Origin of the sequence: Rhodococcus sp. DK176 (assembly GCF_038447315.2) — a bacterium.
Lineage (GTDB): Bacteria > Actinomycetota > Actinomycetes > Mycobacteriales > Mycobacteriaceae > Rhodococcus_F > Rhodococcus_F jostii_A.
In genome coordinates this window covers 2,795,165-2,821,007 of sequence record NZ_CP118321.2, presented here as the reverse complement: position 1 = coordinate 2,821,007, position 25,843 = coordinate 2,795,165, and the positions used below count along the sequence as shown (strand labels likewise).

Below are 25,843 nucleotides of genomic sequence, written 5' to 3'. Positions count from 1 at the left end.
GGGGCCGGCCTGACGGCCCATATCCTGCACCTTTCAGTAAAGGAACCCTCCCCATGGACAATCCACCCCCGATACAAGCCGCTCCGCCAGCGGTGCATACGGCAGACGACGGCTACCGCAAGGCTCTCAGCAATCGCCAGATCCAGATGATCGCCATGGGAGGGGCGATCGGGGTCGGGCTGTTCCTCGGAGCGGGGTCGCGGCTCCAGGCCATGGGCCCGTCGCTGATCCTGGCCTATCTGGTGTGCGGTACCGTCGCATTCTTCGTGATGCGAGCGCTCGGCGAGCTGGTCATGTACCGACCCTCGTCGGGAAGTTTCGCCAGCTACGCCCGCGAATTCATCGGTCCGGGAGCGGGATTCGTCTCCGGGTGGATGTTCTGGTTCAACTGGGGGGTCGGCGGAGTCGCCGAACTGACAGCCATCGGTATCTATGTCCATAAATGGCTTCCCGACTTGGCACAGTGGGTGACGGCGCTGATTGCCCTCGCCATTCTGCTCGCGGTCAACCTTCTCTCGGTGAAAGCATTCGGCGAGTTCGAGTTCTGGTTCGCGATCGTCAAGGTTGCGGCGATCGTCTGCTTCCTGGGTGTCGGTATCTGGTTGGTCGCCACCGGCGCGCAGATCGGTGGTGGCACCGCCGGACTGGGCAACCTCTTCCGCGGTGACAGTGTCTGGACCAGCTTCTTTCCCGCCGGCTTCGCAATCGCTCTTCTGAGTCTGCAGTCGGTGATCATGGCCTACAACGGCATCGAAATGGTCGGCATCGCGGCCGGTGAGACCGCGCAACCACGCAAGGTCATTCCCCGGGCGGTCAATTCCGTCGCACTGCGCATCATTCTGTTCTACTGCGGGTCCGTGCTGCTCCTCGTCATGATCATGCCGTGGACTGCGTATGGTGCCACCGAATCTCCCTTCGTCCTCGTCTTTTCCGAACTGGGCGTCCCGGCCGCCGGCCACATCATGAACATCGTCGTGATCACCGCCGCGTTGTCCTCGACGAACTCAGGCCTGTACTCGACGGGACGAATCCTGCGCAGCATGGCCGAACGCCAGCAAGCTCCGCGAATCCTCTCGCACATGAGCCGACGCGGTATTCCTGCCGGCGGAATCATCTTCACCGCCGTCGCGGCCCTGCCCGGTGTGGCCTTGAGCTACGTCGTTCCGCACGAGGCGTTCGACATCATCCTCGCCCTCGCCGGCCTGGGCGCACTCTGTACCTGGACGACCATCCTGGCCTCGCACCTGGGCATGCTGCGCCAGCGGCGCCGCAACGGCGAACAACGCGAAGCCTTCAGGATGCCCTTCGCCCCGTACTCCAACTACATCGCCATTGCCTTCCTGTTGATGGTCGTCGTCTCCCTCGGATTGGCGCCCGACCTGGCTGCGCGGGTCGCCCTGTGCGCAATCCCCCCGATCGCACTGGTCCTCTTCCTCGGCTGGCGATCAGTGCGCGGACGCGTTACGACCCAGGAAGTCTTCATAGCGACAGAAGACCGCACACCCGGACTATAACGCTCCAGCACCCTCACCGGTTCGGCCCTGTGGCAGCACTCGCCGCCACAGGGCCAGACTCGTCTGTAGTGCACACTCACGATTCGACGCCCGACTGGGCCAAAACGTCCGCGCCCCGCTTCAGGGAAGCGCGCACGGCGGCGATAGTCGGGCTGTTCCTCGTCGACGAACGGCTGGCCACGAGGACCTCCCGATAGGCCAATCCCGCTCCGGTGGGGAAACGGGCAACGCCCGAGCCCAGCTCGGCGAGCGCCAACCCCGGCAGCACGGCGACCGCGAGTCCCGCTTCGACCAAATGCCTGTGCACCAGCAGATCCTCGGACCGGCAGATGATCGATGGTTCGAAACCAGCCCTGCGACAACGATCGATCACCCACATCCCGGGAACAGAATCCGCCAACTCCATCGCCCAATTCGCTTGCGACAACTGGGCGATCAGATCACTGTTGGCGTCCAAAGGAGACGCGAGTTTCTCCGACATCACCAACCACAACGGATCGGTCATCAGCTTGTCCACGTCCACCCCCTCCGGGATGCGTTCGGGATAACCGGGATAGCTCTCGACGATCACCAGATCGAACTCGGACGAGACGAGACCAGGCATCGTTGTGGGTGGTTCGCCCTGGGTGAACTCGATCTTCACCAGTGGGTAACGCTGTTGCAGATCTTCCATCGCGAATGGGACGAGGGTGAGTGCGGCGGTTTGAAATGCGGCGACGCGAACGGTCCCGCGTACCTCACCGAGAGACGCGGTGACGTCCGATTCCGCTTCCTCGAGCAGGCTCAGGATTCTCTCGCCGTGCTGCACCAGTATCAGGGCTTGCTCGGTAAGCCGCACCCCGCGCCCGGCAGGCTCGATGAGCGGCACACCTATCTCTTTCTCCAACTGACGCAACTGCTGCGATACCGCAGAAGGGCTGTAGGACAGCACATCTGCCACTGCAGCGAGGGTTCCGCGTCGGTGCAGTTCGCAAAGAAGGCGTAACCGCTGAACATGAAGCACGACCAACTCGATTCATTCGACAATCTAATTAATTTCATCTTTGAACGGATCGATTATCTACGCAAACCGCGGAGAGATGCGGGTTGCACCCCTTGATCCGCTCGGACGGTGGGTCAGGTCATACGCCGACCTTCACACCGCCAGGCGTCGATCCTCTGAACTAGGCAGATGGTACGTCCCCGTGACGGCCGAAGAACCACGCCCACAACGCGATACTGTCCACACAACGGCCAGGCAGCTCAGACGATGGGGGACTCCGTGACCGATGCAGCAACCACGCCGCCACTCGGGAAGATCCTGACCGCCGACGAGACCGCCCGGCTCGTGGCCCGAGTCGCATACCCCACCAGCCCGCTGGTGAACGAGGAACTCGCCCTGCCCGCCCCGGTCCGAGCCTACGGTTATCGGCGGGTGCCCTCGGCCTGCCGGACCTGGCAGAGAAGGCGCGCACGCTTCTGCCCGAGGCAGCCGACGGCCGCGCCGCGGCCGACACGGATTACTGATTCCGGGCCCGGCGCGTAGCGACCACCCTGCTCGGTTCCCGGCCGCCGGCACCTCAAGGGTGAGAGGGTGCGGGGTATGACATTCCGGCTGTCGACCACCCTCGCGACCGACTCGGACGCCGCGGCGATCGCGGCACTGAAGAGGTACTACGGCCACCCGTACCTGGGCGACGACGCCTACGTCGGTCGGCGCGCACCTCGACGCCTGGTCAAGCACCGGTAGTCGGGCCGGGGAGGCGGACCGGTCGACCGCGGACGACCTGGTCGCGGAGGGTGTTCCTGTCCGTGCAGGTCGCCCCGACGGCGGCGCGGGCGATCCTGTACACCGAGGCGGAGGCGCTGAACGTCCCTTCTGACGGCGATAGGCCCGGATCGGGACCTGGTTCGACGAACCGGACCCGCTCGCCTCGGGATGGCCCGCCTGGGACCTGGAAACGGCCCTGTGGGCGCTGCCGGGGATCGGCCAGACGAAGGCGACGAAGCTGATCGCCCGCAGACGCCCGCGGCTGTAGCCGATCTGGGACTCCGTCGTCAGTCAGGTCCTGGGCACCGAGCGAGCACCTCTGAACCCAGTCCGTGAGGCACTTCGCGCCGACGACGGGGCATTACATAACCGGCTCGAGTCGCTCTGCGAGGAGGCCGGCCTCCCCGAAGAGATCTCGGCACTGCGGGTGTTCGATGTGATCGCGTGGATGGACGGCAAGAATCGCGGCCTCGGAAAGCGCTCTGACCTGCAAAGATGACACGTCCCGGTGTCCTCCCGTGAGTCAGGTTTATGGTGCCGTTCATGCATGAGCTGTTTGTCGTGATGCATCCGCATGCTGAGCACACCGAGCGTGACCTGGTGGGCGGCGCATCGGTAGCTTGATGGTGTAGCTGCCCACATCGGACCGCCGGCAGTGAGTCGCATGTCGTCAGCGATCGGAGGCGTGTTGATGGGCGAGTTCAGGTTCGGGCAGGACTTGGTGCGGGCGTTGCTGCGGGATCAGCATCCGGATCTGGCGGACCTCGTGCTCCGAGACACAGGTCTACGAGTCAGACCATCCGATTGTTGTGCAAGCGAAGAAAGAAGTTGCTGCATATTCCGCGAGGCTTCGCAAATTGGATGAGTGAGGACCAGTTCGAAAAGTCTAGGAGGTGGATTCTCGGTACCTGTCTCGGTACTCGCGAAAAGTGCAAAATGTTCCGGGGTATTCCGTGGACGCAATCGATGATCCAGCGCAGCGGTGACGTCCACGAGCACGGTCGTTAAGCTCGGGCAAACGGACTCGCTACTTCTGCCGTAGCCGGGAAGATATGCCATCCGTCTCACGGTGAGACACAATGACAACGACGTTTCGGACGGCGGCGCGGGTGGAACACGCGGATTGGTTGACCGGCGGCAACCGGCGGGCGCTGGCCGCCGAGCGTCGCGCCGTCGAACGCTTCGTGGAGCCGGTCTTCAGGATTCGCGACTCTCGGTAGCCGAGCGGGTGGGCTCGAGCACGAACAGCCGGAACTCACGTCCACCGGACCGGCGATGCTCCATGAGGTAGCCGGGCCAGTAGTCGACCACCAGTTTCCAGAGATTCTCGCGTTCGTCTCCGGTGATCATCCGGACGCTCATCCGGGATTCGTGCGACCCGGCCTTCACCTGGGCTTCGTCGGCCGCACGCAGATTGACCGACCACGTCGGATGCTCGGGACGTCCCCAATTCGAGCCGGTGACGATGTACCCGTCCCCGTACGGAATGCACAGAAGGGCTGTCGTGCGCGGGGTTCCGCTTTTGCGCCCGGGGACCGTCACCTGCACGGACTGCAGTCCGGCGATGCCGATCAGGCTCACCCGGTTCCCGGTCCACGCGCGCAGGTGCGACTCCAGCCAGATGATGATCGGCGCCATCCGCATCACCCATTCGCGGGTGCCGAGCCAGCGCGCGAGTATGCGGAGGGGGTTGCGGAGCCCCCGCGGTCGGGAAGGTGGCTTGGGGGCAGAGTTCATAGTCGCCATCATCCCTCAGATGACCGACCGGGGCCGACCGCGATGAGTTTTGCGTTCCGCCCGGGTCTACCTGTTCGGGTCTCACCGAGAGCCCTCGATTTCAGGCCTTGACCCAAACAATGGTTGAGGTTGCAGGATCGGTCAGTAGCACTTCGAGCCACTCGACAGGGAGAAACGAACATGTCCAGCACCGGAACCACGATTTCTGCAACCACGACCTCGCGGATCAACCCGATGACGCTCGAACTGAGCCGCCCGTGGGCGATCGCCGCGACTACGATCGGCGCGCTCGTCACCAACCTGGTGATCTGGCTGCTGGGATTGGCTGCCGGCGGTTCGTTCGAGATGACGGATGCCGGCAAGACCAGCAGCGTGGCGCCCGGCGGAGTCGTCATCCTGACGGTCGTTCCGATACTGATCGGAATGACACTGGCCGCGCTGATCTCGCTGAAATGGGTGGCCGTCATCCGGCCGGCCGAAGTGATCGGCGCCCTGCTGCCGCTCGCGACGATCGCCCTGACCATTCAGGCCGACTTCGACACCGCCAGCACCACCGCGCTCTCGGCCATGCACGTGGTGATCGCCGTGGCAGTCGTCGCGGGCCTGGAAGCGATGCGGCGACCCCTGGTTCGCGGCGAGCACGTCTAGGGGGTGCTGTTCACCGGCGCATGAGCCTCGATGGTGAGTGCGATGTGCTCGACGATCCGCTTCTGCGAGATCTTCGGGCTCCCGGTGAGCCAGCGCTGGTACAGAAAGGCGATCGCCCCGAACAGGGCAATCGCGTTCAGCTGGGTGTTGACGGCGTCGCGAGGTGCGCCGTCGACACCCAGGATTGTCAGTGCCGCAGCCATGGGAGTCGTGAACTCGGTGACGAGTTGTTCGCCCCGCTGGGCCAACTCCGGCACCGACTGCGCTTCGACGAACATGATGCGTCCCCGCCGCCGGTCCTGGGCGATGTAGCCGGTGAACGCCTTCACGACGTGGCGGACGAGCTCGCCCGGATCGGCAGGGCCCGTCTCGAGAGCCCCGATCAGGGTGTCCCTCGCGCCCAGGACGACGTGGTCGAGGAGGGCGACGAGTAGCGCCTCCCGATTGTCGAAACTCTCGTAGAAGTAGCGCTCGGTGAGGCCCGCCTGGCGGCAGGTCGCTCGCATCGTCGTCGCGGCCGTTCCCTCGGTTCCCATGAGCTGCAGGCCGGCCTCGATCAGTGCCGCACGCCTCGCCGCGCGCCGGTCGTCCGGCTCCTGGCCGCGCCATTTGCGCGGCGCTCCGCGAGGGTTGTCGCTGTCGGTCATTCCGTCATCGTCTCATCGATCCCGGTAACGATCGGGGAACCCCCGCGCTCCACTGTTGACATCATGCGATGTCAACAGTCATTCTGAATTGCACCACGTTCCATATCGAGCGGCATCTGGAGATCGCCATGACCACCACGGAGCTTCCGTCCCAACGCCGTTCGGCGCTGCCGTCGCTCGGGCCCGACTCGCTGACGTGGCACCGGTTCGGCGACTGGCGAACCGCGCTGCTGATCTCGTGGTCGGGCACGCTGCAGGTGATGCATCCCGTCATCGACACCGCTCTCGTGCAGCACTCGGCAGTATTCGGCAACGAGTTCGCCCGGTTGGCCCGTTCCGCGGGGCCGATCATCCGCGCGCTCTACGATCCGACGGGCGCGGAGGCCCAGATGATCCGCGACATGCACAAGGACATCAAGGGCACGACGGACGAGGGGCGGCGGTATCACGCGCTGAATCCCGGTCCCTACTTCTGGGCTCACGTCACGTTCCTTGGCACCCAGTACGTGGTCGCCGAATACTTCGGTGAACCGCTCGGCGACTCCGAGAAGGAACAGCTGTATCAGGAGTCGAAGCAGTGGTACGCGCTCTACGGGGTGTCGGCTACCAACCTGCCCGAGGCATACGCCGATTTCGTGGACTACTGGGACGAGATGGTCTGCACGGTTCTCGACAAGACCGAGACGGTGCGCAGATCGCGCGTGCTCAACGGGCAGCCGACACCCCGTCCCGACGATCGCATCCCCGCGGTTCTGTGGCGTCTCGTCGGTCCCGTGCTCGGACGGCTGCTCGTGTGGATCGCCCGCGGAACGCTGCCTCCGGTCGCCCGCGACAAGCTCGGCTGGGAGTGGTCTGCGGACGACGAGCGCAGGCTCCGGCGATTCGGCGCGGCAGTGCGGCTCGGATTCCGGTTCGTTCCCGAGCGATGGCGGCTGACGCCGGTCGCGCGGAGGGCATGCGACGGAATGGTGTCACGCGGGCCGTTTCCGACCTCTTTGATCCCTACGCTGTAGATTATGACCAACGACGGGCTCGATCAGGCCACGAAGAACTCGACGACGTGGGACGTGCTGAATGCCGCGCACGCGATGCTGCGGACGGTGGTGCGTGGAGTGGACGCCGACGGCTGGACCCGCCCGACGCCGTGCGAACAGTGGACGGTGACCCAGGTGCTGCAGCATGCGGCGGGCGATCAACTCGCCTTCGCCGCAGCGATTACGGGAGGCCCAGGTCCTGCCGAGAATCCGTTCGCTCCGTCGGGAACCCTCGACGCGGACCCCCTGGAATTCCTCGACACCTCGCTCCTGGCCGCGGCAGACGCGTGGGCGGGCATCGACGCAACCGCCGAGTCGGCCGCGACCCCGCTGCCGCAAGGCGCACTCGCCCCGCGGATCGGTGCGGGAGCGTGCGCCCTCGACGCCGCCGTGCACGCCTGGGACATCGCCGTCGCGACCGGGCAGCCGTCGCCCCTGTCTCCCTTGGTGGCCACTGAGCTCCTGTTCGTGGCGCGCGAGATCGTCGAGCCGCTACGGCAGTACGGTGCGTACGCCCCGGTGGTCGACGGATCGGACGGCGACGAGGTCGCCGACTTGCTGCGGTACCTCGGGCGCACGCCCGACTGGGAGGCCTGACAGCTCAGGTGCGGCGTAGCCCATCGAACGTCAGCTCGACGACGGCATCCGCGAGGTCGGCGACCGTCCCGCCGGTGCGCGGGCGGTACCACTCGATAAGCGAGTTGACCGTGCCGAACACGAGCCGGCTGGTGAGCGCGGGATCGATGCCCGGCCGCAGGTCTCCCTCTTCCGCCGCCGCGACGACGAGATCGCTGACGAACGCGTCGAACTCGCGGCGGCGGGCGAGCGCGCGACGCTCCACCGCGGTGTTGCCCCGAACGCGCAGGAGGAGCGTCACGTAGGGAAGTTCGGCGGCGAGGACCTCGACGCTGCGGCGGACGAGGTATTCGAGACGGTCGATGTACCGGCCGCTCGTCGCCTTCTCCTCGGTGGTGACCGCGAAGAGGGCGTTGAGCGCCCGCGACAGTGCCAGTTCGAGCAGCTCCGACTTCCCGGACACGTGGTGATAGATCGACGACTTCGTGATTCCCAGGCGCTGGGCCAGCACCTCCATGCTGGTGCCGTCGTAACCCTTGTCGTTGAAGACCTTGACAGCGACAGCGAGCAGCGAGTCGAGGTCGTAGCCGGGACGTCCGGGTGAACCGGTCTTCCGTGCGGGGCGTGCCGTCGTCATGCGCGCAATCCTTCCAGGTGCAGAACTCCGCCGCATCGGTGCGCCGTCATCCACGGTAGCCGACCGAAGGTTCGGTTGAAGTGAGAATACCGTGACGACCGCGTCGGCGGTGAACCACGTATGGCGTCCGAATCAGCGGCCCGTGGTCTGGGCCCGGCCCTCCTTGCGGGCCTTCGCCAACCCTCGCCGGGCCAGAAAGCCGTTGGCGAGGAGCAGGAGGGTCTTGTTCGGCGGCGCCGCGAACCCGGCCTGGGTGTGGGGTGCATACAGCGCCTCGGTGCCCGTGACCTCGATCCAGCCGGTGTTCTGACGTGACTCGAGGCCGACGAGCTCGGCGCGATAGGCGTGGGCGAGCAGCCCTGCGCGGCGGCCGCCCTGCGGCACTCCTGCGGGCACTGTCAGACGCACGCCCTCGCTGCTCGAAGAGGTCACGTCGACCGGTACGACGGCCGGATAGCCGTCCGCCTGACGGTAGGCGAGCAGCCGGTGCGACAGCTTCGCCGCGCGCTCCCCGGTCTTGGTCGCATCCACGCGGGGGCCGGTGCCCTTCTTCGGCGGGGTCTGGGTTTCCGCGTCGACCGCGGGCAGCGGTGCGCCGAACACCTCGGGCGGACCGGTCAGGTGCAGGTCGGGCCAGGCGACTACTCGTGTCACCGTCACGGTGACCGGTACCCGGTCGGCGTAGTACGCGCTGAGCCACCGGTCCCAGAACACGCCGCGGCGTGGCTCGCCCGTGTAGGGGGTCGAGCGCCGGCCGATGTCTTCGAGTAGTTCCGGGTCGGGGGTGGGGTCGAACGTCGCGTCTCCCTGCACGAGCACGTAGCGCTGATTGGTGGAGTCGCCGATCCCGTGCTCGCGGGCGTGGTAGGCGAGCGCCACCCGGGGCTCACCGGTGATGCGTTCGAGCTTGCGGCCGAACCCCAGTGAGGTGGTGAAGCCGACCGTTCCCCGCTCGCGGTCGCGCAGCCCGAGGGGCGCCACCGCAGTCACCACGGCCCCGCCTGCGGGCGTGATATACGCGAACCCGCAGGTCAGATCGCCGCCTATGACGTCATCGACCTCGTCCGACCAGGTGATCGGCATGAGTCGAGCCTACTCAGCCGATGCGGCACCGGGCCAGCGGTCGGGGGTTGACGACACCCCGGGGTGAATATAGCTTCACTCGAAGTGAGTAGTTGCTCACAAATAGTGATCGTGTATTCAACACGGCATCGAGGAGTATCCATGGACCTGACACTGACCGCGGAGCAGGAGGAGTTCCGGCAGCTGGCCCGCGACTTCTTGAACAAAGAGGTCGTCCCGCACCGCGCCGCGTGGGACCGCGCCGAATCGGTCGACACCGCGATCGTCGAGAAACTGGCCGACATCGGCTTCTTCGGCATGACAATTCCGGAGGAGTACGGCGGCCTCGGCGGCGACTACATCACGTACTGCCTCGGCATGGAGGAACTCGGGCGGGCGGACTCCGCGGTCCGGGGCATCGTGTCGGTGTCGATGGGGCTCGTGGGCAAGGTGATCCTGTCGCACGGCACCGAGGATCAGAAGCGCGAATGGCTGCCCCGCATCGCGTCCGGTGAGGCGCTCGCCTGTTTCGGGCTCACCGAGCCGGACAACGGTTCCGACCCCGGCAACCTGAAGACCCGGGCGGTACGCAGCGGCGACGACTACGTCATCAACGGTTCCAAGATTTTCATCACCAACGGCACGTGGGCGAAGCTGTGCCTGGTGTTCGCGCGCACCGGAGGTTCGGGGCCCAAAGGGGTTTCGGCTTTTCTGGTTCCGACGGACACCCCGGGATTCGAATCGCGCGAGATCCACGGAAAGCTCGGGCTGCGCGGGCAGGCGACGGCCGAGTTGTCCTTCACGGACGTGCGCGTGCCGGCGAGTTGCCTGCTCGGATCCGAGGGGCAGGGTTTCTCCATTGCCATGCACTCGCTGGACAAGGGCCGTGTCTCGGTGGGTGCGGGTTGCGTCGGAATCATCCAGGGCTGCCTCGAGGCTGCCGTCGACTACTCCCGCGAGCGCACGCAGTTCAACCGTCCGCTCGCCTCGTTCCAGCTCGTGCAGGACCTGATCGCCGACATGTCCGTCGACGCCGACGCGGGGAGGCTGCTCACCTGGCGGGCGGCCGACCTGATCGAGCGCGGTGAATCGTTCGGGACGGCTGCGTCCAAGGCGAAGTACTTCTGCAGCGAGGCCGCGGTTCGCGCCGCCAACAACGCAATTCAGATCTTCGGGGGGTACGGGTACGTCGACGAGTATCCCGTCGCCAAGTACCTGCGTGACGCGCGGGTGATGACGCTCTACGAGGGCACCAGTCAGATCCAGAAGCTGCTGATCGGCCGTGCGGAGACCGGGGTCAGCGCTTTCCTGTAGCGCACCGAGCGCCGAGTGACCCTTGACACATACTTCGGCGTGAATGTACGTTCAATTTCACCGAATAGATGTTCACAATTCATGAACGCAACCTCATTGCACAATTCACAGAGAGGAATCACCGTGACCGACTACGAAGACATCACCTACGAGGTCGACGGCCCGGCTGCGGTCGTGACGATCAACCGCCCCGCGCGCTACAACGCCTTTCGTGGCAAGACGGTCGAGGAGCTGATCAAGGCCTTCCGCTCGGCGTGGGCCGACGACGCGGTGCAGGCCATCATCCTCACCGGCGCGGGGGAGAAGGCGTTTTGCACCGGCGGCGACGTCAAGCAGCGCGCGGAGACCGGCGACTACGGCCCGACCGAGAGCGGAATGTTCGAAATCGGCAACCTGCACAAGCTGATCCGCGACGTCCCCAAGCCCGTCATTGCGGCGGTGAACGGCATCGCCGTCGGCGGGGGACATGTGCTCCACGTGCTCTGCGACCTCACCATCGCGTCCGAGACCGCGAAGTTCGGCCAGGCGGGTCCCCGAGTCGGTTCGTTCGACGCAGGCTTCGGGTCCGCGTTCCTGGCGCGCGTCGTCGGCGAGAAGCGCGCCCGGGAGATCTGGTACCTCTGCCGCCAGTACGACGCCGTCACCGCCGAACGGTGGGGCCTGGTCAATTGGGTGGTCCCCGCCGACCGACTGCTCGACGAGGCCAAGGCCGTCGCCGCGGAGATCGCCGAGAAGAGCCCCACCACCCTGCGTTTCCTGAAGCAGTCGTTCAACGCCGACACCGACCACCAGGCCGGACTGAGCAACCTCGCGATGTCTGCGCTGGACCTGTTCACGCACTCGCCCGAGGGTCTCGAGGGGGCGGCGGCGTTCGCGGAGAAGCGCAAGCCCGATTTCAACAAATACGTGAACGCCTGAGTCCGACAGCACGGGAAGTGGGAAATACCATGAGCAACACCATCGCAGTGGTCACCGGCGCGGGATCCGGCATCGGCCGCGCCATCGCGCTCGCGCTCGCCGAGCAGGGCGACACGGTAGTCGTCGCCGACCTCGACCTGCAGGCCGCGGAGAAGACGGCAGCCGAACGGCCCGACCGGCTCCTTCCGATGACCGTCGACGTCGCCGATCGGGCGCAGGTCGATGCCCTGCGGGACCGGGTGACGGCCGAGGTCGGCGTCGCGAACGTCCTCGTCAACGCGGCGGGATGGGACCGCACCGACCAGTTCCTCAATGCCACCACCGAATTCGCGGAGAAGGTCGTCGCCATCAACTACCTCGGGCCCGTGCACATGTGCAGTGCATTCCTCCCCGGCATGGTGGAGGCGGGGAACGGCGGGCGCGTCGTCAACCTCGCGAGCGATGCCGGCCGTGTCGGCAGTGCGGGGGAGAGCATCTACGCCGGTGCGAAGGGCGGTGTGATCGCGCTGTCGAAGTCGCTCGCCCGGGAGATGGCCCGGTACCGGATCAACGTGAACTGCGTGTGCCCCGGTCCGACCGACACCCCGCTGTTCCAGGCGCAGGCCGAGAAACTCAAAGAGGCTCTGGTGAAGGCTATTCCGTTCCGTCGGCTCGCGCGCCCCGAGGAAGTGGCGGCGCCGGTCCTGTTCTTCGCGTCCGAATCCGCATCGTTCATCACGGGCCAGGTGATCAGCGTCAGCGGTGGCCTCACCATGGCCGGCTGACCGGCACCGGGACGGAGGACTCATCATGACGTACACGTACGATGCGCACGCCTATCGTCAGTACTTCGAGCACGATTTCACCTATCTGAACGGTTTCCGGCGCAACACCCACCGGTATGCCGATCGACTCGCGATGCAGTCCCCGTCGACCGGCGAGAGCTGGACGTACGCCGAACTCGGTGATCGCGTCGACCGGCTCGCCACCGGGCTTGCCCACGCCGGCGTCACACCCGGCGACGTCGTGGCCTACCAGTTGTTCAACGGTCCCGAATTCGCCCAGCTCTACCTGGCGGGGCAGGCCTGCGGTGCGGTCGGAGCCCCGATGAACTTCCGGCTCGCATCCGGGGAGACGGCGTGCATCCTCGACGCGAACCGCCCTACGGTGTTCGTCTACGACACCGAGATCGGCGAGATGGTGCGGGATGCTTTGTCGCGCGCCACACACAAGCCTGCGCTCGTCGTCGCCGTCGGATCCGGAGAACCGCTGCCGGGAAACGGTTTCGAGGTGATTCGCTTCGAAGAACTGGTGGCGGAGTCGGCCTCACCGCCGAACGTGAGTCGCACGGTGTGGGACGAAACCACCCGGCTGTTCACGTCCGGAACCACAGGGATGCCCAAGGGGGTTCCGCTGAACAGCATGATCGAGATCTTCAGCGCCCACGACGTGATCATGCACTTCCCGATGACCGCGGAAGACAAGACCCTGAACATGACTCCGTGGTTCCACCGCGGCGGACTGTACTGCGCCGGGCCGAATCCCACGTTCTATCTCGGCGCCTCGCTGGTGGCGCAGCGCAGCTTCGACGCCGAGGTCACCCTCGACTACGTCGAGGAGTACGGGCTGACGTTCCTGATCGGTGCCCCGACCAACCTGGCGATGCTCGCTCGCGCACAGGAGAAGAAGCCCCGCGACCTGTCGAGCCTCAACGGCATCGTGACGATGGGCGCGCCCCTCGAACGGGAAGCGGCACTGCACTATCAGAAGGTGCTGAATCCCCGCATCTTCAACGGCTACGGCAGCACCGAAGGATTCTGGAACACCTTCCTCCGGCCCACCGATCTGCCGGAAATGGCCGGGACCGCCGGGCGGGCCTGCATCGACGACGACGTCGCCGTGGTCCGGCTGTTCGACGACCGCCTCGCCGACGCTCACGAGACGGTAGCCAAGGACGGCGCCGAGATCGGTGAGGTCATCGTCCGCTCACCGAAGGGCGCCAACGCCTACTTCGATGCCCCGGAACAGGAGAGACGGAAGTTCCGGAACGGCTGGCTCCACATCGGCGATCTGGCCACGTGGGACGGCAAGGAGTTCGTGACGATCGTCGGCCGCAAGGACGACATGCTCCTTTCCGGCGGCGAGAACGTGCACCCCGTGCAGATCGAGGAAGCACTGGGCGAACATCCGGCGGTCACGGATTCGCTGGTGGTCGGGGTTCCCGACGACAAGTGGGGGCAGGTCGTCGTCGCATACGTCGTCACCGCCGCACCGGCCCCCTCCGCGGACGATCTGGACGACTTCTGCCGCAGGCACCCGATGCTGTCGCAGTTCAAGCGCCCCCGCGCCTACCGCTTCGTGGAGTCACTCCCCGTGTCGGCGACGGGAAAGAAGTTGCACTACAAGGCCACCGACACCGCGCGCCGGGAATTCGAGAGCGGGGCATTCGTGGTCCCGAGTGCCCGCGGATCCCACACCCTCAGCTCGTAAAGGACACCGTCATGACCATCGAATTCGAGTCCGAGCACCACCAGTTCCGGGACAGTGTCCGCAGCTTCGTGCGCGAGCGGATCGTCCCGCGGCACGAGCAGTGGGAAAGTGAAAGCTGCCTCGACCCGGCACTGTTCACCGACGCGGGTAAGCAGGGGCTGCTGGGTTTCCCGGTTCCCGAAGCCTACGGCGGCCCCGGCGTCGAGGACTTCCGCTACAACGCGATCGTCGTCGACGAGGTCAACAGGGTGGGCGCCGCCGCCGCGGGCATCGCGTTCTCTCTGCAGAACGACGTCGTGCTGCCGTACCTGACGGACATGACGACCGAGGAGCAGAAGGCTCGCTGGCTTCCCGGAACCGTCACCGGTGAGACAATTCTCGGCATCGCGATGACCGAGCCGGGCACCGGCAGCGACCTCACCGGAATCCGCACCACGGCAGTGCGCGACGGCGACCATTACGTGGTGAACGGCAGCAAGACGTTCATCTCCAACGGTCAGAACGGCACGCTCTTCGTCGTCGCCGTGCGCACGTCGGCGGACAAACACAAGGGGCTCTCGCTGCTCGTCGTCGAATCCGACACACCGGGGTTCTCCCGGGGCCGCAACCTCGAGAAAATCGGGCTGCACGCCCAGGACACGAGCGAGCTGACGTTCACCGACATGCGCGTGCCGGTCGCCAACCTCCTCGGCGAGGAGGGGCAAGGTTTCTATCAGCTCGTCCACAATCTGCCGCAGGAGCGACTGTCCTTGTCCGTCGGCGCGGTCTCGGCCGCCGAGGGCGTACTCGAGCAGACCCTGGAATACGTGAAGGAACGCAGCGCCTTCGGAAAGCCGATCGCCGGTTTCCAGAACACCCAGTTCGTTCTCGCGGAACTGGCCACGGAACTCGATCTGGCCCGCACCTATCTCGACGACTGCATCCGGCAGCACGTACGCGGAGAGCTGACGCCGGCCCGTGCGGCGCGGCTCAAGTGGTGGACCACCGAACTGCAGGTTCGCGTCGCCGACCGCTGCCTGCAGCTGCACGGCGGCTACGGGTACATGCGCGAGTACGCGGTGGCGCGCGCGTTCGTGGACTCCCGGATCCAGACGATCTACGGCGGTACCACCGAGATCATGAAGACCATCGTGGCGAAGGATCTCGGTATCTGACCCGGGCCCGACTGCGGATCCGGACCCGTGCGGGATACTGTGAATACTCGTTCACCGCAGGTTCTGCCAGCAAGGAGAGGTCATCTGTCATGGCGAAGGACACGCCCGCCCTTCCACTCGACGAAGCCGTCCGCGCCGTCCGCGTCAGCTCGAGGCGACGCCAGGTGCTCGACGCCGCGGTCACCGTGATGCAGCGGACCGGCTTCCACCAGATGTCCATGCAGGCGCTGGCCGACGAGGCCCAGGTGAGTGTCGGGCTGATCTACAAGTACTTCGGCGGCAAGGAGGACATCCTCCTCGCCACGATCGTCGAGATCCTCGACGCCTTCCGCGATCAGCTCGAACCCGCGATGGACGCAGCGGGAACCGACCCCGTCGAGCGGCTCGTGGCCGGGTTTCGGCGCTATGTGGAGATCGTCGACGAGAATCTGGATGCCGTCGTGCTGACGTACCGCGAGAGTCGGACACTCGACCAGGACGGGCGTGAGCGGATCAAGGAACTCGAGGTGGCGACGTCCAAGCCGCTCCACGACGCCCTCGACGCCGCGATCGCCGCGGGTATCGCGAGCGATCTCGACGTCGACCTGACGACGTTCGACATGATGATGCTCGCGCACGGGTGGGCGCTCAAGCACTGGCACTTCGCGGCCCGCTACACGGTGGACCAATACATCACGGCGCAAACACGATTCATTCTCCGCACCGTGCTGTCGGAACGGAGCGCCGACACGTACCGACACCTGACGGAGTGACCGCGCATACGCTGGCCGGATGACCCGATGGCAGTTCGACGGGGAGATCACGGGCCTGGGCACCGGCTCGGGCGTGCGCATCGTCGTCGGACACTGGTCGCGATCGCCGTTCGGTGAGTTCACGGACGTCATGGTCGAACTCGCCGACGGTCACCGCGTGCTCCTCGCCCCGTCCGATGCGGTGCGTGACTTCGTCACCGCGACCTACGTCTTCGACGAGACCGTGATCACGCCTGTGCGGCGCTCGCGGTCCGGCGGCACTCGGACCGTCGACGCCGGGGACCTGCGCGTGAGCGTCCAGGTCGGCGCCCGCACCACGCTCGGGCGCCTGCTGAACCTGATTCCGCGCGCCGTCGCGAGTGCACCGTGGTTCTGTGTGGTCAGCGACCCGATCGCCCGCGTCGCTCTCCGCGGTGTGCGCACCCGTGGCACCGCAGGCAACGGGCGTCGCGAGTACTACGGCGCCGTCGATCAGCGGCGGCTGGTGGGAATGTCCGGATCCTGGCGCGGCCGGGACCTCGGCCCGTTGCGGCCCGTGGATCCGCCCGTCCGCTTCGGGTTCGGCTCGACGCCGCGGACCCCGGCTGCCACGTCGATCGTCACCACGATCGTCGACTAGTCGAAGAGGGTGGGGGCCTCACCCGGCTGTTCCCGGTCGGCCGGTTCGACCTCGCCTGCCGGGCTCGTCGCCTTGTGCACCACGGACAGGGTGGTCGTCCGAACCGAGAGCCGATGTCCGTCGGGATGCTGCAGCGACGCCATGCCCTTGCTGACCTCGACCACCAGCCAGGGACCGGCGTGACCGGACGCCTGCACCAGATCGCCCACCTGTATCTGTACGGCTACCACCGCTTCCTCCCAAGGTCTACTGCATCGGCCTAGGCCCAGCGTAGCGACATCGGCGGGTGTCAGCCGAGTGACGGGAACTCGATCGGATGAGACCGGACCGGCAGCTCGATATGATGCTCATCGAGGTCTGTCCGAGAACTCCACGACTGATCCGAGCATGCACGATGACGCGACAGTGGTCACGGCGGTCAATCGGAGCGCTGACCCGGCGCGGCGCAGCGTCCCCACGGGCGGTTTTCGATGCGGACGCGCACCAGATGCCTGCACGTCTGATATCTCTCCTGGTGCGCCCGACCACCCCGCCGTTGTGGCTGGGGATCGTGGTCGCCGCCACCGTGATCACCGTGGAAACCGTTGTGGTGCATCAACTCGACAAGGTCGCGCCGCATAATGCATTCGGTGCGGTGTTCCTGCTCGGAGTCCTGGTGGTCTCGGCCCGGTGGGGATTCGCGCTGTCGGTGATGACGACGCTGGTGAGCGCACTCGTCTATGTCTACTTCCACCTCCAGGTGGAGGGCACCCTCGTTCCGGCCAAAGCGAGCGACTGGGTGGCCGTCGTGGTCTTCCTGCCCGTCGCACTCGTAGCCAACCTCATGGCGGGACAGGCCAGATTGCGCACAGCGGAAGCGGTATTGCGGCGCCGAGAGGCAGAGGCGAGCCGGGACGAACTCGCGATCCTCGCTGAACACCAGGCCGCGCTACGCCGAGTGGCAACATTGGCAGCGCGTGGTGTGAGCCCGACAGAGGTGTTCACAGCGGTGGCCGAAGAACTCGCGCTCTGGCTGCATGTGGTCGACGCCGTGTTGCTTCGCTACGAGGGAGACGGAACCGGGACATTGGTCGCCGTTCGATACGAGCCGGGGGAAAGTCGGATGCCCGTCACCGGAGACACGATCTCGACGGAGGGCGACGACGTCGGGGCGATCGTATTGCGCACCGGCCACGGCGCCAGGATCGACAACCACGCACACGTCGGTGGGGCAGTCGCGACGCGCATTCGTGCCGAGGGCTTCGGATCGATCGTGGGAGTCCCGATCGTCGTGGACGGACGGGTGTGGGGCGCGGCGATCGTCGGATCGCGGCGCACCGTGCCGCTGCCCGCGGACACCGAGACCCGACTCGGTGATTTCGCCGATCTCGTCGCGACCGCGGTCGCCAATGCGGCAACCCGTGCCGAACTGATCGCGTCGCGGGCCAGGATCGTCGCGGCCGCCGACGACGCGCGGCGCCGCCTGGAACGCGATCTGCACGACGGGGCCCAGCAGCGGCTGGTGTCGCTGGGACTGGAGGTGCGTATGGCGGAGGCGTCGGTGCCGGCCGAGTGGGTGGACGTGAGGGAGCAGTTGTCGGCCATCGCGTCGGGGCTCACGGGCGTGTCGGAGGATCTGCGAGAGCTCTCCCACGGAATCCATCCGGCGATCCTGTCGAAGGGCGGGCTGGGATCGGCGGTGCGGACGCTGGCCCGTCGTTCGGCGGTCCCCGTTGCTCTCGATGTCGCGCTCGAGGGCCGGTTCACCGAATCGGTCGAGGTGGCCGCCTACTATGTGGTCGCCGAGGCGCTCACCAATGCCGCCAAGCACGCCCGCGCCTCCGAGGTGGCCGTGTCCCTGCGGGCGGAGGACGGCACTCTGCACCTGGTGATCGGGGACGACGGCGTCGGCGGCGCCTCGTCCGGTGCGGGCTCCGGGCTCATCGGACTGCACGACCGTGTCGAGGCACTCGGCGGCCACATGCGGATCACGAGTCCACCAGGTCACGGGACCACGCTGGACATCACCATCCCGGTGGTCGGCGAGTGACCGAGGAGATCTTCCTGTTAGCGGGAATGCGTACCGGTGAGTACCGGGTCGACCATGGAACTCATGGTGTTGCAACTCGGTCGTCTACGGTGCCTGATCGTCGACGACAGCCCACGTTTCTCGGATACTGCCCGGCGACTGCTCGAGCAGCAGGACATCACGGTCGTCGGCACGGCGTCGAACACCGCCGACGCGGTCCGGGCGGCTGCGGAGTTACACCCCGACGTCATTCTGGTCGACGTCGAACTCGGCGCGGAGAGCGGATTCGACCTCGCCCAGCGGCTCGACGACCGGGCGCACCCGTCAGCGGTGATCCTGATTTCCACCCACGCCGAGCAGGACCTGGCGGAGTTGATCTCCGGGAGCCCCGCGGTGGGCTTCGTGTCGAAGTCCGATCTGTCGTCTGACGCGATCCGGGACGTGCTCCGCGCCGGTAACGGAACCGAAGGGGAGCGGGTGGCCCCGGTCAGCGGGCCTCGAGGAAGGTGACGACCGCGAGTACTCGTCGGTGATCGTCGCCGGTCTCCGGGAGGTTCAGTTTGGTGAGGATGCTGCGTACGTGTTTCTCGACGGTGCCTTCGGTGACCCACAGCCGGCGAGCGATGCCGGCATTGGAACGTCCTTCCGCCATGAGGGCCAGTACCTCCCGCTCCCGCGCACTGAGTGCGGCGAGCGGGTCGTTGCGCCTGCGGGCGGAAACCAACTCCTGCACCAGCGCAGGGTCGACGACGGAGGCCCCCGCGGCGATGCGCTGGAGAGTATCGATGAAATCGTCCACGTCGGTGATGCGGCTCTTGAGCAGGTAGCCGATTCCCCGGCCGCTGGCCAGTAGCTCCATCGCGTGTTCGACGTCGGCGTGCGCCGACAGGACCAGGATGCCGACTTCGGGGAACTCGTCGCGGATCGCCCGGGCTGCGTCGAGGCCTTCGGTGGTGTGGGTCGGGGGCATTCGGATATCGACCATCACCAGGTCGGGCGCTCGCTCCCGGACCAGGTCGAGGAGTGTGGTTGCGTCGCCTGCCTGTTCCAGGACGTCGAAGCCGGAGCGGGTGAGCAGGCTCGCCACACCCTCGCGGAGCAGGACGTCGTCTTCGGCCAGGATCACGCGCAGCCGTGTCGTCACCGGACCGCTCTCCGGACTTCCGCCTGGAATTCGGCCATCGTCGACCCCGAGTGTCCCCGTTTGTGAGAAAAACGCCCGATCACCGTCGGAGTGACCGACTTCGAGAATACTTCATCGGCTCCCGGCCCGACACGCCATGACGCCGGCTTGCACACACCGAACAGTCATGGAATTGCAGCTACCTGGAATACCGAGATTGCAGCTGGTTGCACCCGCAAGCTCCTGCTGGCAGTGGCGACGACGGGCACCGTTTCCGCGACGATTTACATCAATGGTCGTTCGATCATCAACCCATCACCTGCTCCCCGCAAGTCGGTGCAGCACAGAAAGAAAATGAAGGTGAGAACAATGAACAAGTTCGCAATCCGCGCGTCGGTAGCCGTCGCTGCAATCGCACCGCTGATCGCCCTCGGTACCGGAACCGCTACCGCCGCAACAGTACCCGATGGAGTGGCTACACCTGCTGCTCGCGTCGTGCCGGATGCAGGTCCCGTGACGGACGTTCCGAATTCGGGCTTCCCGTGGGGCTGGCCGGGAGCGACAGGTCCGTTCGGACCCGGACGGGGGGATGTGGGGCCTTTCCACGGAGGGTTCGGCGAATTCGGGGGCTTCGGTCACTTCGGTCACGGTGGGTTCTAGCGGAGGTGTATCCCGGAGCACCGCACAGGGTCTACGGCGACAATCACGAGGAACTCGACCAGGGTATTCGCGACATCGCCGTTGAACAGACTCTGCGCCAACGACTTCGGGGCGTACTGGTTGGTGTGGACCGCCGGTCACCAGCCGAAGGGATCACGGTCCGCGCCGGGCACCCACGTATTGCCGGTGTCGGTCCACTGACGCTGTTTGATCATCTTGCGGGCTGCCCGGTGATTGCGTCCGATGAGCCGGTCGAGGTAGAGGTGCCCCGCGAGATGATCGGTTTCGTGCTGCAGGCAGCGGGCCAGATAGCCGGTGCCCTCGACGGAGATCGGTTTGTTGTCGACGTCCACGCCGACCACTCGCGCCCAGTCGGCTCGGCCCGTCGGGTAACGCTCGCCCGGAACGGAAAGGCATCCCTCGAGGTCGTCCGGGTCGGGCATGGTCTCGGGCCGAGGCGAAGTCTCGAGTACCGGATTGATGACGTGCCCTCGATGCCGTCGGGCGTCGTCGATCAGGTCGTACACGAAGATCGCTCTCGGGTCTCCGACTTGGTTGGCGGCCAGTCCGGCCCCGTGAGCGGCGGTGTTGGTCTCGTGCAGGTCGTCGACGAAGGCGGCGAGTTCGCTGTCGAACGCGGTGACCGTCACCGCTGGTGTGGTCAGTCTGGTGTCTCCGGCAATGAGGATCGGTCGAATAGCCATGCGAAAGAGGGTACTCAAATATGAGTACTCCAGTAGAACTGATGGCATGAATCCCACGCGGCTGTTCGTCCTCGGCGCTCTCGCCAAGCGGGGACCCATGCACGGTCACCAACTGCGTCGAGACGCGCGTCTGGATCGAGCCGAACTGTGGTCACAGGTGAAGCCCGGGTCGCTCTACGGTGCGTTGCATCGGCTCGCGGACGAGGGTCTGATCCGGCCGTTGCGGACAGAGCAGGACGGTGCGCTGCCCGCGAGAACCGTGTACGAGATCACGGCGGAAGGCGCCAGGGAACTACGAGCGCTTCGCGACGAGGCGTTCACCGAGTTCGAACTCAAACCGGACCCCGTCGACCTCGCACTGGCTGTGAGCGAAGATCTCGACCGAGGGGTGCTTCGCGGCTACGTCGAGGACCGCATCGCGGTCCTCGCGGCACGCGAGCTGCAGTTCGATCACCAGCTCGATCGCCGATGGCCCGACCAGAGTGCGGCGGACGATCTCATCGTCGCCCACGCCAAGATGCGCATCCAGACCGAGATCGCCTGGCACAAGAAAGTGCTCGCCGACATCGACAAGCTGGAGGCACGCTGATCCGCGGAGAGGAGCAAGCGGTCAACGGCGCCCGCCGGAACGGAGTCGTCGGGCGTGCCGCCTACGGTCGGCTTCGGTCATCCCGCCCCAGATTCCGTACGGTTCGTCGGCTGCCAGGGCATGGTCGCGGCACTGGGTGAGCACAGGGCAGTCCTGGCAGATCTGCTGGGCGTTCGCTTCGCGACGGGCGCGGGCATGACCGCGCTCGCCGTCGGGGGAGAAGAACACCGACGATGCGACTCCGCGGCATGAGGCCAGCTCGCGCCAGTCCTCGGCATCGGGTGCGGCCTCGGGGGCCGGTGTTCGTGACGTTTCTGCCAACAGCAACTGCGTTCCTTCCGTTCCCGGCTCGTGGAACAGGGCCACGTGTCGGGAAACAGATATCGATGTTCTTCGTGTGAGCGTCGGTATCGGTTACGGGCGTTTCCAGTAACAAACCGGACGGCCTGTTTCAAAGATATACCGGACGACCACTCGCCTGCGCCACCGGGTCGGATGTCCAGCAGTGCGGGGTGCGGGAGCCGGTGGAAGCCGGTTTCCGCGATGCAGGTCATGGACGGGCCGCGACGACGAGCGACGCCATCGCCCTCAGTCCTTCGTGGGTGGGGTGCAGGGGCATGGTGAACGATCGGGGTACGAGGCCTTCGAACCACCGTCGGTCGGATCCGGCGCACGCATCGTGTCCCACCGCGGCGGCGGCCACGTCGACGAAGTACGCGCCATTGCGCCGCGCCGCGTCGGCGAGAACGTCGTTCATTTTCACGAAGAACTGCACGACGAAGGCGGCGTCGGCGTCGCTCGTGGGGATGTAGGGCCAGCAACCGCGGTCGCCGAAGATGCCCCCGTGCCCCACCACGAGCACCGTTGCGGCGGGGGACTTCCCGGTGATCGCAGCCAGGGTGGCGGACACCTTCGGGCCGAGCACAGTGAGGGCGTCGTTCATGCGCCGGGCAGTGGTGGCGTCGGAGCGACAGTTCGCGTCGAGTCCCGGGACGAATGTGTAGCAGGGTTCCACCAAGGACGACCACGCGATGTCGTTTCCCCCGATGCTGACGGTGACGAGCGTCGTGTCCGGCTGGAGTGCCCCGATCTGCGGTGGCTGCGCTCCGGTGATGGTGAATTGTGGTGTATTCGTGATGTTTTCGGTCTTCGCCCCGGCGCACGCCCGGCTGACGTAGGATGCCGCGCCCAGAGTGTCGGCGACGATCTGCGGGTACGCGTCCGATGTGCGGAAGCACCCGTCTCGAATCGACAGCGGGTCGTGAGGCGACCCCGTGGCCCGCGAATCACCCAACGCGACGTACCGGATGGCGGAGTCCGGCGCGGCGTCGGCAATGGCGACATGCGACCACGGGAGTGCGAGCGCCACCACGCACCCGGCGAGGGCCGCCGACAGCGCCGACCTCACGGGAACGCTTCGAGGACGACCGGATGGTGGGGGACCGGCGGGTTTTTCGTCATTACTCATCATATTGCGGTGCACCGGATATCGACCTGACTTCGACGGACTCGGCTCCATGCGAGTCTGCGAAAGTCGCGGACTTCGCGTCACGCTGAGTCCAATCGGTGACATCCGTCGCCGCGTTGTTGAAGGCTGAACTAAGACTTCCGACCGATCAAGGAGCCACACCATGTCTCGTGAACTACACCTCGCCGGCTTCCTCATCGCCTCGCACGTCACCCACTCCCACGCCGCCTGGCGGCACCCGGCGTCGGAGACCGACTACCTCGGACCCGATTACTACCGGCGCGTGGCGCAGACACTCGAACGCGGAAAGTTCGACTTCCTGTTCTTCGCCGATCTCCTCGCCACGCCCGTTCGATACGGCAACGACATCCGTGTCCCGCTGAGCAGTGGAACGCAGGCGTCGGCGACCATCGATCCCTCGCTGGTGGCGGCTGGCCTGGCCAACGTGACCGAGAAGATCGGTCTGGCGATCACCAAGTCCACCACCTACTTCCACCCGTACGAGGTGGCGCGGATCTTCGCCACCCTCGACCACCTGTCCCGGGGCCGGGCGGGCTGGAACGTCGTCACCTCGCTCAATCAGGCGGAGGCCCAGAACTTCGGCATCGAGAACCACCTCGGTCACGACGAGCGGTACGACCGCGCCCAGGAATTCCTCGAGGTCGCATTCAAGCTCTGGGGGAGCTGGGATCGTGACGCCCTGGTGCGGGACAAGGCGTCGGGTGTGTTCGCCGATCCCGACAAGGTGCGCACCGTCGACCACGAGGGCGAGTGGTTCAAGACGCGCGGACCGTTGACGGTGCCGCAATCACCGCAGAGCCGTCCCGTGATCATCCAGGCCGGGTCCTCCTCGGTCGGTAAAGACTTCGCTGCCCGCTGGGCGGAGGCGATCTTCGAGATCGACCCGACGAGTGAGGGCCGCAAGGCCTACTACGACGACGTGAAGTCGCGTGCATCGAACTTCGGGCGCAACCCCGAGGACATCAAGATCTTCCCGTCGTTCGTGCCGTTCGTCGGGGAGACCGAGTCGATCGCGCGGGAGAAGCAGGCGTTCCACAACGAACTCGCCGACCCCATCTCCGGCCTGATCACGATGTCGGTGCACACCGATCACGACTTCTCGCAGTACGACCTCGACGCCCCGATCGAGGATGTCGTCGTGCCGGGCACCCAGGGGTTGTTCGACGTCGCGCGCCGGCTCAGCGTCAAGGACAACCTCACGTTGCGCGACATCGGCAAGCTGTATGCCCAGGGTGTGCTGCTGCCGCAGTTCGTCGGGACGGCGTCGCAGATCGCCGATCAGATCGAGGAAGGATTCCTCGGCGGGGAGGCGGACGGGTACATCCTGTCGGCGGCCCAGGCGCCGGGAACGTTCGACGACTTCGTCGACCTCGTCGTTCCCGAGTTGCAGCGGCGTGGACTCTTCCGCACTGACTACACCGGAAGCACCTTGCGCGACCACCTCGGTCTGGGCGGCGCGAGTCTCACTCCCGCACCGCGCGGAGTGGCCGTCGGCGCCTGACGTCGGCAGGTCGAGCGAGATCTCCAGGAGGGATTCGGGCTACCGACGTAACTCAGATACTGCTAGTCTCCGAAATATGAACATCTTCGGCGGTCGGAACTATCCCCGGATCGACCTGGACGGCGCTGCCGTCGTCGTGACCGGGGGAGGGCGGGGCATCGGTCGCGCCACCGCCGAACTGTTCGCGGCCAGGGGCGCAACCGTGTGCATCGGTGACCTCGATCGCGCGGTCGCCGACGAGACCGCGGCGGAGATCGGTGCCCGCGCGTACACAGTCGATGTCACGTCCGCGGAGTCGTGGCGGCGGTTCGTCGATGCGGTGCTGGCGGACTGCGACCGCATCGACGTGCTGGTCAACAACGCCGGCGTCATGCCGCTCGGTGGCTTCCTCGAGGAATCCGACGCAACCAGCCGGATGACCATGAACGTCAACGTGTGGGGTCCGCTGCACGGGATGCGAATGGTGTTGCCCGGCATGGTCGAGCGCGGGCGTGGTCACATCGTCAACGTCGCATCCATGGCCGGCAAGCTGCCCGTGCCCGGGATGGCCGTCTACAACGCCAGCAAGTTCGGGGCGGTGGGACTCTCCGCCGCCGTCCGGGCCGAGTTCGCTCCCGCCGGAGTCAGTGTGAGCACCATCCTTCCCAGCGCGGTGCGCACCGGACTGTCTTCCGGTGTGCCGCTGGGCGGCGGGATGCCGACCGTCGACCCGGAGGATGTGGCGGAGGCCATCGTCCGAACGCTCGACCATCGTCGCGCCGAAACCGCTGTGCCCCGTTACCTCGCCGGGTGGGATCTGATCGACGCCGTGGTCCCGGAGCGTCTCCTCGATCTCGGCCGCCGTCTGATCGACGACCGGCGGGCGCTCACTGCCGTCGACCCCGTCGGGCGGGCCGACTACGACCGCCGGCTCGCCCGCCAGTCGCAGACGCCGTAGC

At 66.2% G+C, this 25,843-nt stretch carries 30 protein-coding genes and 1 pseudogene; 21 read left to right on the top strand and 10 right to left on the bottom strand.

The window, feature by feature from the left end; translation table 11 throughout:
* Positions 1-53 precede the first annotated feature (53 nt).
* Positions 54-1,514 (top strand): amino acid permease, encoded by a 1,461-nt coding sequence (locus PSR88_RS13345; RefSeq protein ID WP_051004168.1) that lies wholly within the window; start codon positions 54-56, stop codon positions 1,512-1,514.
* A gap of 76 nt (positions 1,515-1,590) precedes the next feature.
* Here the strand turns inward: PSR88_RS13345 and PSR88_RS13340 are convergent, their stop codons facing one another.
* Positions 1,591-2,517, bottom strand: coding sequence for a LysR family transcriptional regulator (locus PSR88_RS13340; RefSeq protein ID WP_016882479.1), 927 nt, complete (start codon positions 2,515-2,517; stop codon positions 1,591-1,593).
* A 258-nt stretch (positions 2,518-2,775) separates the two neighbouring features.
* Here PSR88_RS13340 and PSR88_RS13335 point away from each other — a divergent pair, with 258 nt between their 5' ends.
* The 4 genes and pseudogenes from PSR88_RS13335 (at position 2,776) to PSR88_RS13320 (ending at position 4,484) form a co-directional block, all read left to right on the top strand.
* Positions 2,776-3,039 carry a hypothetical protein gene (locus PSR88_RS13335; protein ID WP_237724076.1) on the top strand — a complete coding sequence of 88 codons (264 nt, stop codon included), beginning with the start codon at positions 2,776-2,778 and terminating at the stop codon, positions 3,037-3,039.
* Between the two features lie 57 nt (positions 3,040-3,096).
* Positions 3,097-3,243 carry a hypothetical protein gene (locus tag PSR88_RS13330; protein WP_237724077.1) on the top strand — a complete coding sequence of 49 codons (147 nt, stop codon included), beginning with the start codon at positions 3,097-3,099 and terminating at the stop codon, positions 3,241-3,243.
* Between the two features lie 148 nt (positions 3,244-3,391).
* Positions 3,392-3,763: pseudogene (locus PSR88_RS13325) on the top strand (DUF6308 family protein).
* 580 nt (positions 3,764-4,343) lie between these two features.
* Positions 4,344-4,484, top strand: a complete 141-nt coding sequence (locus PSR88_RS13320; protein WP_237724078.1) for a hypothetical protein — start codon at positions 4,344-4,346, stop codon at positions 4,482-4,484.
* Here PSR88_RS13320 and PSR88_RS13315 read toward each other — a convergent pair.
* On the bottom strand, positions 4,462-5,001 hold the full coding sequence (locus tag PSR88_RS13315) for a nitroreductase family deazaflavin-dependent oxidoreductase (RefSeq protein ID WP_192815072.1): 540 nt from the start codon (positions 4,999-5,001) through the stop codon (positions 4,462-4,464). The two genes, PSR88_RS13320 and PSR88_RS13315, sit on opposite strands and share 23 nt — an antisense overlap.
* Positions 5,002-5,181: 180 nt before the next feature.
* Here PSR88_RS13315 and PSR88_RS13310 point away from each other — a divergent pair, with 180 nt between their 5' ends.
* Positions 5,182-5,649, top strand: coding sequence for a DUF6069 family protein (locus PSR88_RS13310; protein WP_016882481.1), 468 nt, complete (start codon positions 5,182-5,184; stop codon positions 5,647-5,649).
* On the opposite strand, the gene PSR88_RS13305 is transcribed toward PSR88_RS13310, so the two are convergent.
* Positions 5,646-6,296 carry a TetR/AcrR family transcriptional regulator gene (locus tag PSR88_RS13305; RefSeq protein WP_009475326.1) on the bottom strand — a complete coding sequence of 217 codons (651 nt, stop codon included), beginning with the start codon at positions 6,294-6,296 and terminating at the stop codon, positions 5,646-5,648. The genes PSR88_RS13310 and PSR88_RS13305 overlap by 4 nt on opposite strands.
* 68 nt (positions 6,297-6,364) lie before the next feature.
* Between PSR88_RS13305 and PSR88_RS13300 the strand changes: the two genes are divergently transcribed.
* Together PSR88_RS13300 and PSR88_RS13295 are read left to right on the top strand one after the other, a co-directional pair.
* The gene (locus tag PSR88_RS13300) at positions 6,365-7,309 is read left to right on the top strand and encodes an oxygenase MpaB family protein (RefSeq protein ID WP_016882482.1); all 945 of its coding nucleotides are present in this window, start codon (positions 6,365-6,367) and stop codon (positions 7,307-7,309) included.
* 3 nt (positions 7,310-7,312) lie between these two features.
* Positions 7,313-7,927, top strand: coding sequence for a TIGR03086 family metal-binding protein (locus PSR88_RS13295; RefSeq protein ID WP_016882483.1), 615 nt, complete (start codon positions 7,313-7,315; stop codon positions 7,925-7,927).
* Positions 7,928-7,931: 4 nt separating this feature from the next.
* On the opposite strand, the gene PSR88_RS13290 is transcribed toward PSR88_RS13295, so the two are convergent.
* Complete coding sequence (locus PSR88_RS13290; RefSeq protein ID WP_005250938.1) at positions 7,932-8,543, bottom strand: TetR/AcrR family transcriptional regulator; 612 nt, start codon at positions 8,541-8,543, stop codon at positions 7,932-7,934.
* 132 nt (positions 8,544-8,675) lie between these two features.
* Positions 8,676-9,626 carry a hypothetical protein gene (locus tag PSR88_RS13285; RefSeq protein WP_016882484.1) on the bottom strand — a complete coding sequence of 317 codons (951 nt, stop codon included), beginning with the start codon at positions 9,624-9,626 and terminating at the stop codon, positions 8,676-8,678.
* Between the two features lie 141 nt (positions 9,627-9,767).
* Between PSR88_RS13285 and PSR88_RS13280 the strand changes: the two genes are divergently transcribed.
* The 7 genes from PSR88_RS13280 to PSR88_RS13250 all read left to right on the top strand — a co-directional run bounded on the left by PSR88_RS13280 (position 9,768) and on the right by PSR88_RS13250 (position 16,831).
* Positions 9,768-10,919, top strand: a complete 1,152-nt coding sequence (locus tag PSR88_RS13280; RefSeq protein WP_016882485.1) for an acyl-CoA dehydrogenase family protein — start codon at positions 9,768-9,770, stop codon at positions 10,917-10,919.
* A 123-nt stretch (positions 10,920-11,042) separates the two neighbouring features.
* Complete coding sequence (locus tag PSR88_RS13275; RefSeq protein WP_007301580.1) at positions 11,043-11,837, top strand: enoyl-CoA hydratase-related protein; 795 nt, start codon at positions 11,043-11,045, stop codon at positions 11,835-11,837.
* A 29-nt stretch (positions 11,838-11,866) separates the two neighbouring features.
* Positions 11,867-12,601 carry an SDR family NAD(P)-dependent oxidoreductase gene (locus PSR88_RS13270; protein ID WP_011595334.1) on the top strand — a complete coding sequence of 245 codons (735 nt, stop codon included), beginning with the start codon at positions 11,867-11,869 and terminating at the stop codon, positions 12,599-12,601.
* A 25-nt stretch (positions 12,602-12,626) separates the two neighbouring features.
* Positions 12,627-14,306 carry a class I adenylate-forming enzyme family protein gene (locus tag PSR88_RS13265; protein ID WP_016882486.1) on the top strand — a complete coding sequence of 560 codons (1,680 nt, stop codon included), beginning with the start codon at positions 12,627-12,629 and terminating at the stop codon, positions 14,304-14,306.
* 11 nt (positions 14,307-14,317) lie between these two features.
* Positions 14,318-15,460, top strand: a complete 1,143-nt coding sequence (locus PSR88_RS13260; protein ID WP_009475318.1) for an acyl-CoA dehydrogenase family protein — start codon at positions 14,318-14,320, stop codon at positions 15,458-15,460.
* Between the two features lie 89 nt (positions 15,461-15,549).
* A complete protein-coding gene (locus PSR88_RS13255; RefSeq protein ID WP_016882487.1) occupies positions 15,550-16,212 on the top strand; it encodes a TetR/AcrR family transcriptional regulator in 663 nt (220 codons plus the stop codon).
* Positions 16,213-16,231: 19 nt separating this feature from the next.
* Positions 16,232-16,831 carry a hypothetical protein gene (locus PSR88_RS13250; protein WP_016882488.1) on the top strand — a complete coding sequence of 200 codons (600 nt, stop codon included), beginning with the start codon at positions 16,232-16,234 and terminating at the stop codon, positions 16,829-16,831.
* Here the strand turns inward: PSR88_RS13250 and PSR88_RS13245 are convergent.
* Positions 16,828-17,061, bottom strand: coding sequence for a hypothetical protein (locus tag PSR88_RS13245; RefSeq protein ID WP_009475315.1), 234 nt, complete (start codon positions 17,059-17,061; stop codon positions 16,828-16,830). The genes PSR88_RS13250 and PSR88_RS13245 overlap by 4 nt on opposite strands.
* 257 nt (positions 17,062-17,318) lie before the next feature.
* Here PSR88_RS13245 and PSR88_RS13240 point away from each other — a divergent pair, with 257 nt between their 5' ends.
* Both PSR88_RS13240 and PSR88_RS13235 read left to right on the top strand, forming a co-directional pair.
* Positions 17,319-18,860 carry a DUF4118 domain-containing protein gene (locus PSR88_RS13240; protein WP_029539141.1) on the top strand — a complete coding sequence of 514 codons (1,542 nt, stop codon included), beginning with the start codon at positions 17,319-17,321 and terminating at the stop codon, positions 18,858-18,860.
* Between the two features lie 54 nt (positions 18,861-18,914).
* Positions 18,915-19,349, top strand: coding sequence for a LytR/AlgR family response regulator transcription factor (locus tag PSR88_RS13235; RefSeq protein ID WP_020476801.1), 435 nt, complete (start codon positions 18,915-18,917; stop codon positions 19,347-19,349).
* On the opposite strand, the gene PSR88_RS13230 is transcribed toward PSR88_RS13235, so the two are convergent.
* A complete protein-coding gene (locus tag PSR88_RS13230; RefSeq protein WP_011595329.1) occupies positions 19,327-19,983 on the bottom strand; it encodes a response regulator in 657 nt (218 codons plus the stop codon). The two genes, PSR88_RS13235 and PSR88_RS13230, sit on opposite strands and share 23 nt — an antisense overlap.
* A 90-nt stretch (positions 19,984-20,073) precedes the next feature.
* On the opposite strand from PSR88_RS13230, the gene PSR88_RS13225 reads away from it, so the two are divergent.
* The gene (locus tag PSR88_RS13225) at positions 20,074-20,622 is read left to right on the top strand and encodes a hypothetical protein (RefSeq protein ID WP_237724079.1); all 549 of its coding nucleotides are present in this window, start codon (positions 20,074-20,076) and stop codon (positions 20,620-20,622) included.
* Between the two features lie 137 nt (positions 20,623-20,759).
* Here the strand turns inward: PSR88_RS13225 and PSR88_RS13220 are convergent, their stop codons facing one another.
* Positions 20,760-21,326 (bottom strand): peptide deformylase, encoded by a 567-nt coding sequence (locus PSR88_RS13220; protein WP_011595327.1) that lies wholly within the window; start codon positions 21,324-21,326, stop codon positions 20,760-20,762.
* Between the two features lie 46 nt (positions 21,327-21,372).
* Here PSR88_RS13220 and PSR88_RS13215 point away from each other — a divergent pair, with 46 nt between their 5' ends.
* On the top strand, positions 21,373-21,915 hold the full coding sequence (locus PSR88_RS13215; protein ID WP_016882491.1) for a PadR family transcriptional regulator: 543 nt from the start codon (positions 21,373-21,375) through the stop codon (positions 21,913-21,915).
* Positions 21,916-21,936: 21 nt separating this feature from the next.
* Here PSR88_RS13215 and PSR88_RS13210 read toward each other — a convergent pair whose 3' ends face one another.
* Together PSR88_RS13210 and PSR88_RS13205 are read right to left on the bottom strand one after the other, a co-directional pair.
* Complete coding sequence (locus tag PSR88_RS13210) at positions 21,937-22,242, bottom strand: WhiB family transcriptional regulator (protein ID WP_011595325.1); 306 nt, start codon at positions 22,240-22,242, stop codon at positions 21,937-21,939.
* Between the two features lie 223 nt (positions 22,243-22,465).
* Positions 22,466-23,323: an SGNH/GDSL hydrolase family protein gene (locus PSR88_RS13205; RefSeq protein ID WP_029539143.1), complete on the bottom strand. Its 858-nt coding sequence runs from the start codon at positions 23,321-23,323 to the stop codon at positions 22,466-22,468.
* A 223-nt stretch (positions 23,324-23,546) separates the two neighbouring features.
* Between PSR88_RS13205 and PSR88_RS13200 the strand changes: the two genes are divergently transcribed.
* Both PSR88_RS13200 and PSR88_RS13195 read left to right on the top strand, forming a co-directional pair.
* Complete coding sequence (locus PSR88_RS13200) at positions 23,547-24,905, top strand: LLM class flavin-dependent oxidoreductase (RefSeq protein WP_011595323.1); 1,359 nt, start codon at positions 23,547-23,549, stop codon at positions 24,903-24,905.
* A 76-nt stretch (positions 24,906-24,981) separates the two neighbouring features.
* Positions 24,982-25,842 carry an SDR family oxidoreductase gene (locus PSR88_RS13195; RefSeq protein ID WP_011595322.1) on the top strand — a complete coding sequence of 287 codons (861 nt, stop codon included), beginning with the start codon at positions 24,982-24,984 and terminating at the stop codon, positions 25,840-25,842.
* The last annotated feature ends 1 nt before the right edge of the window (position 25,843 follow it).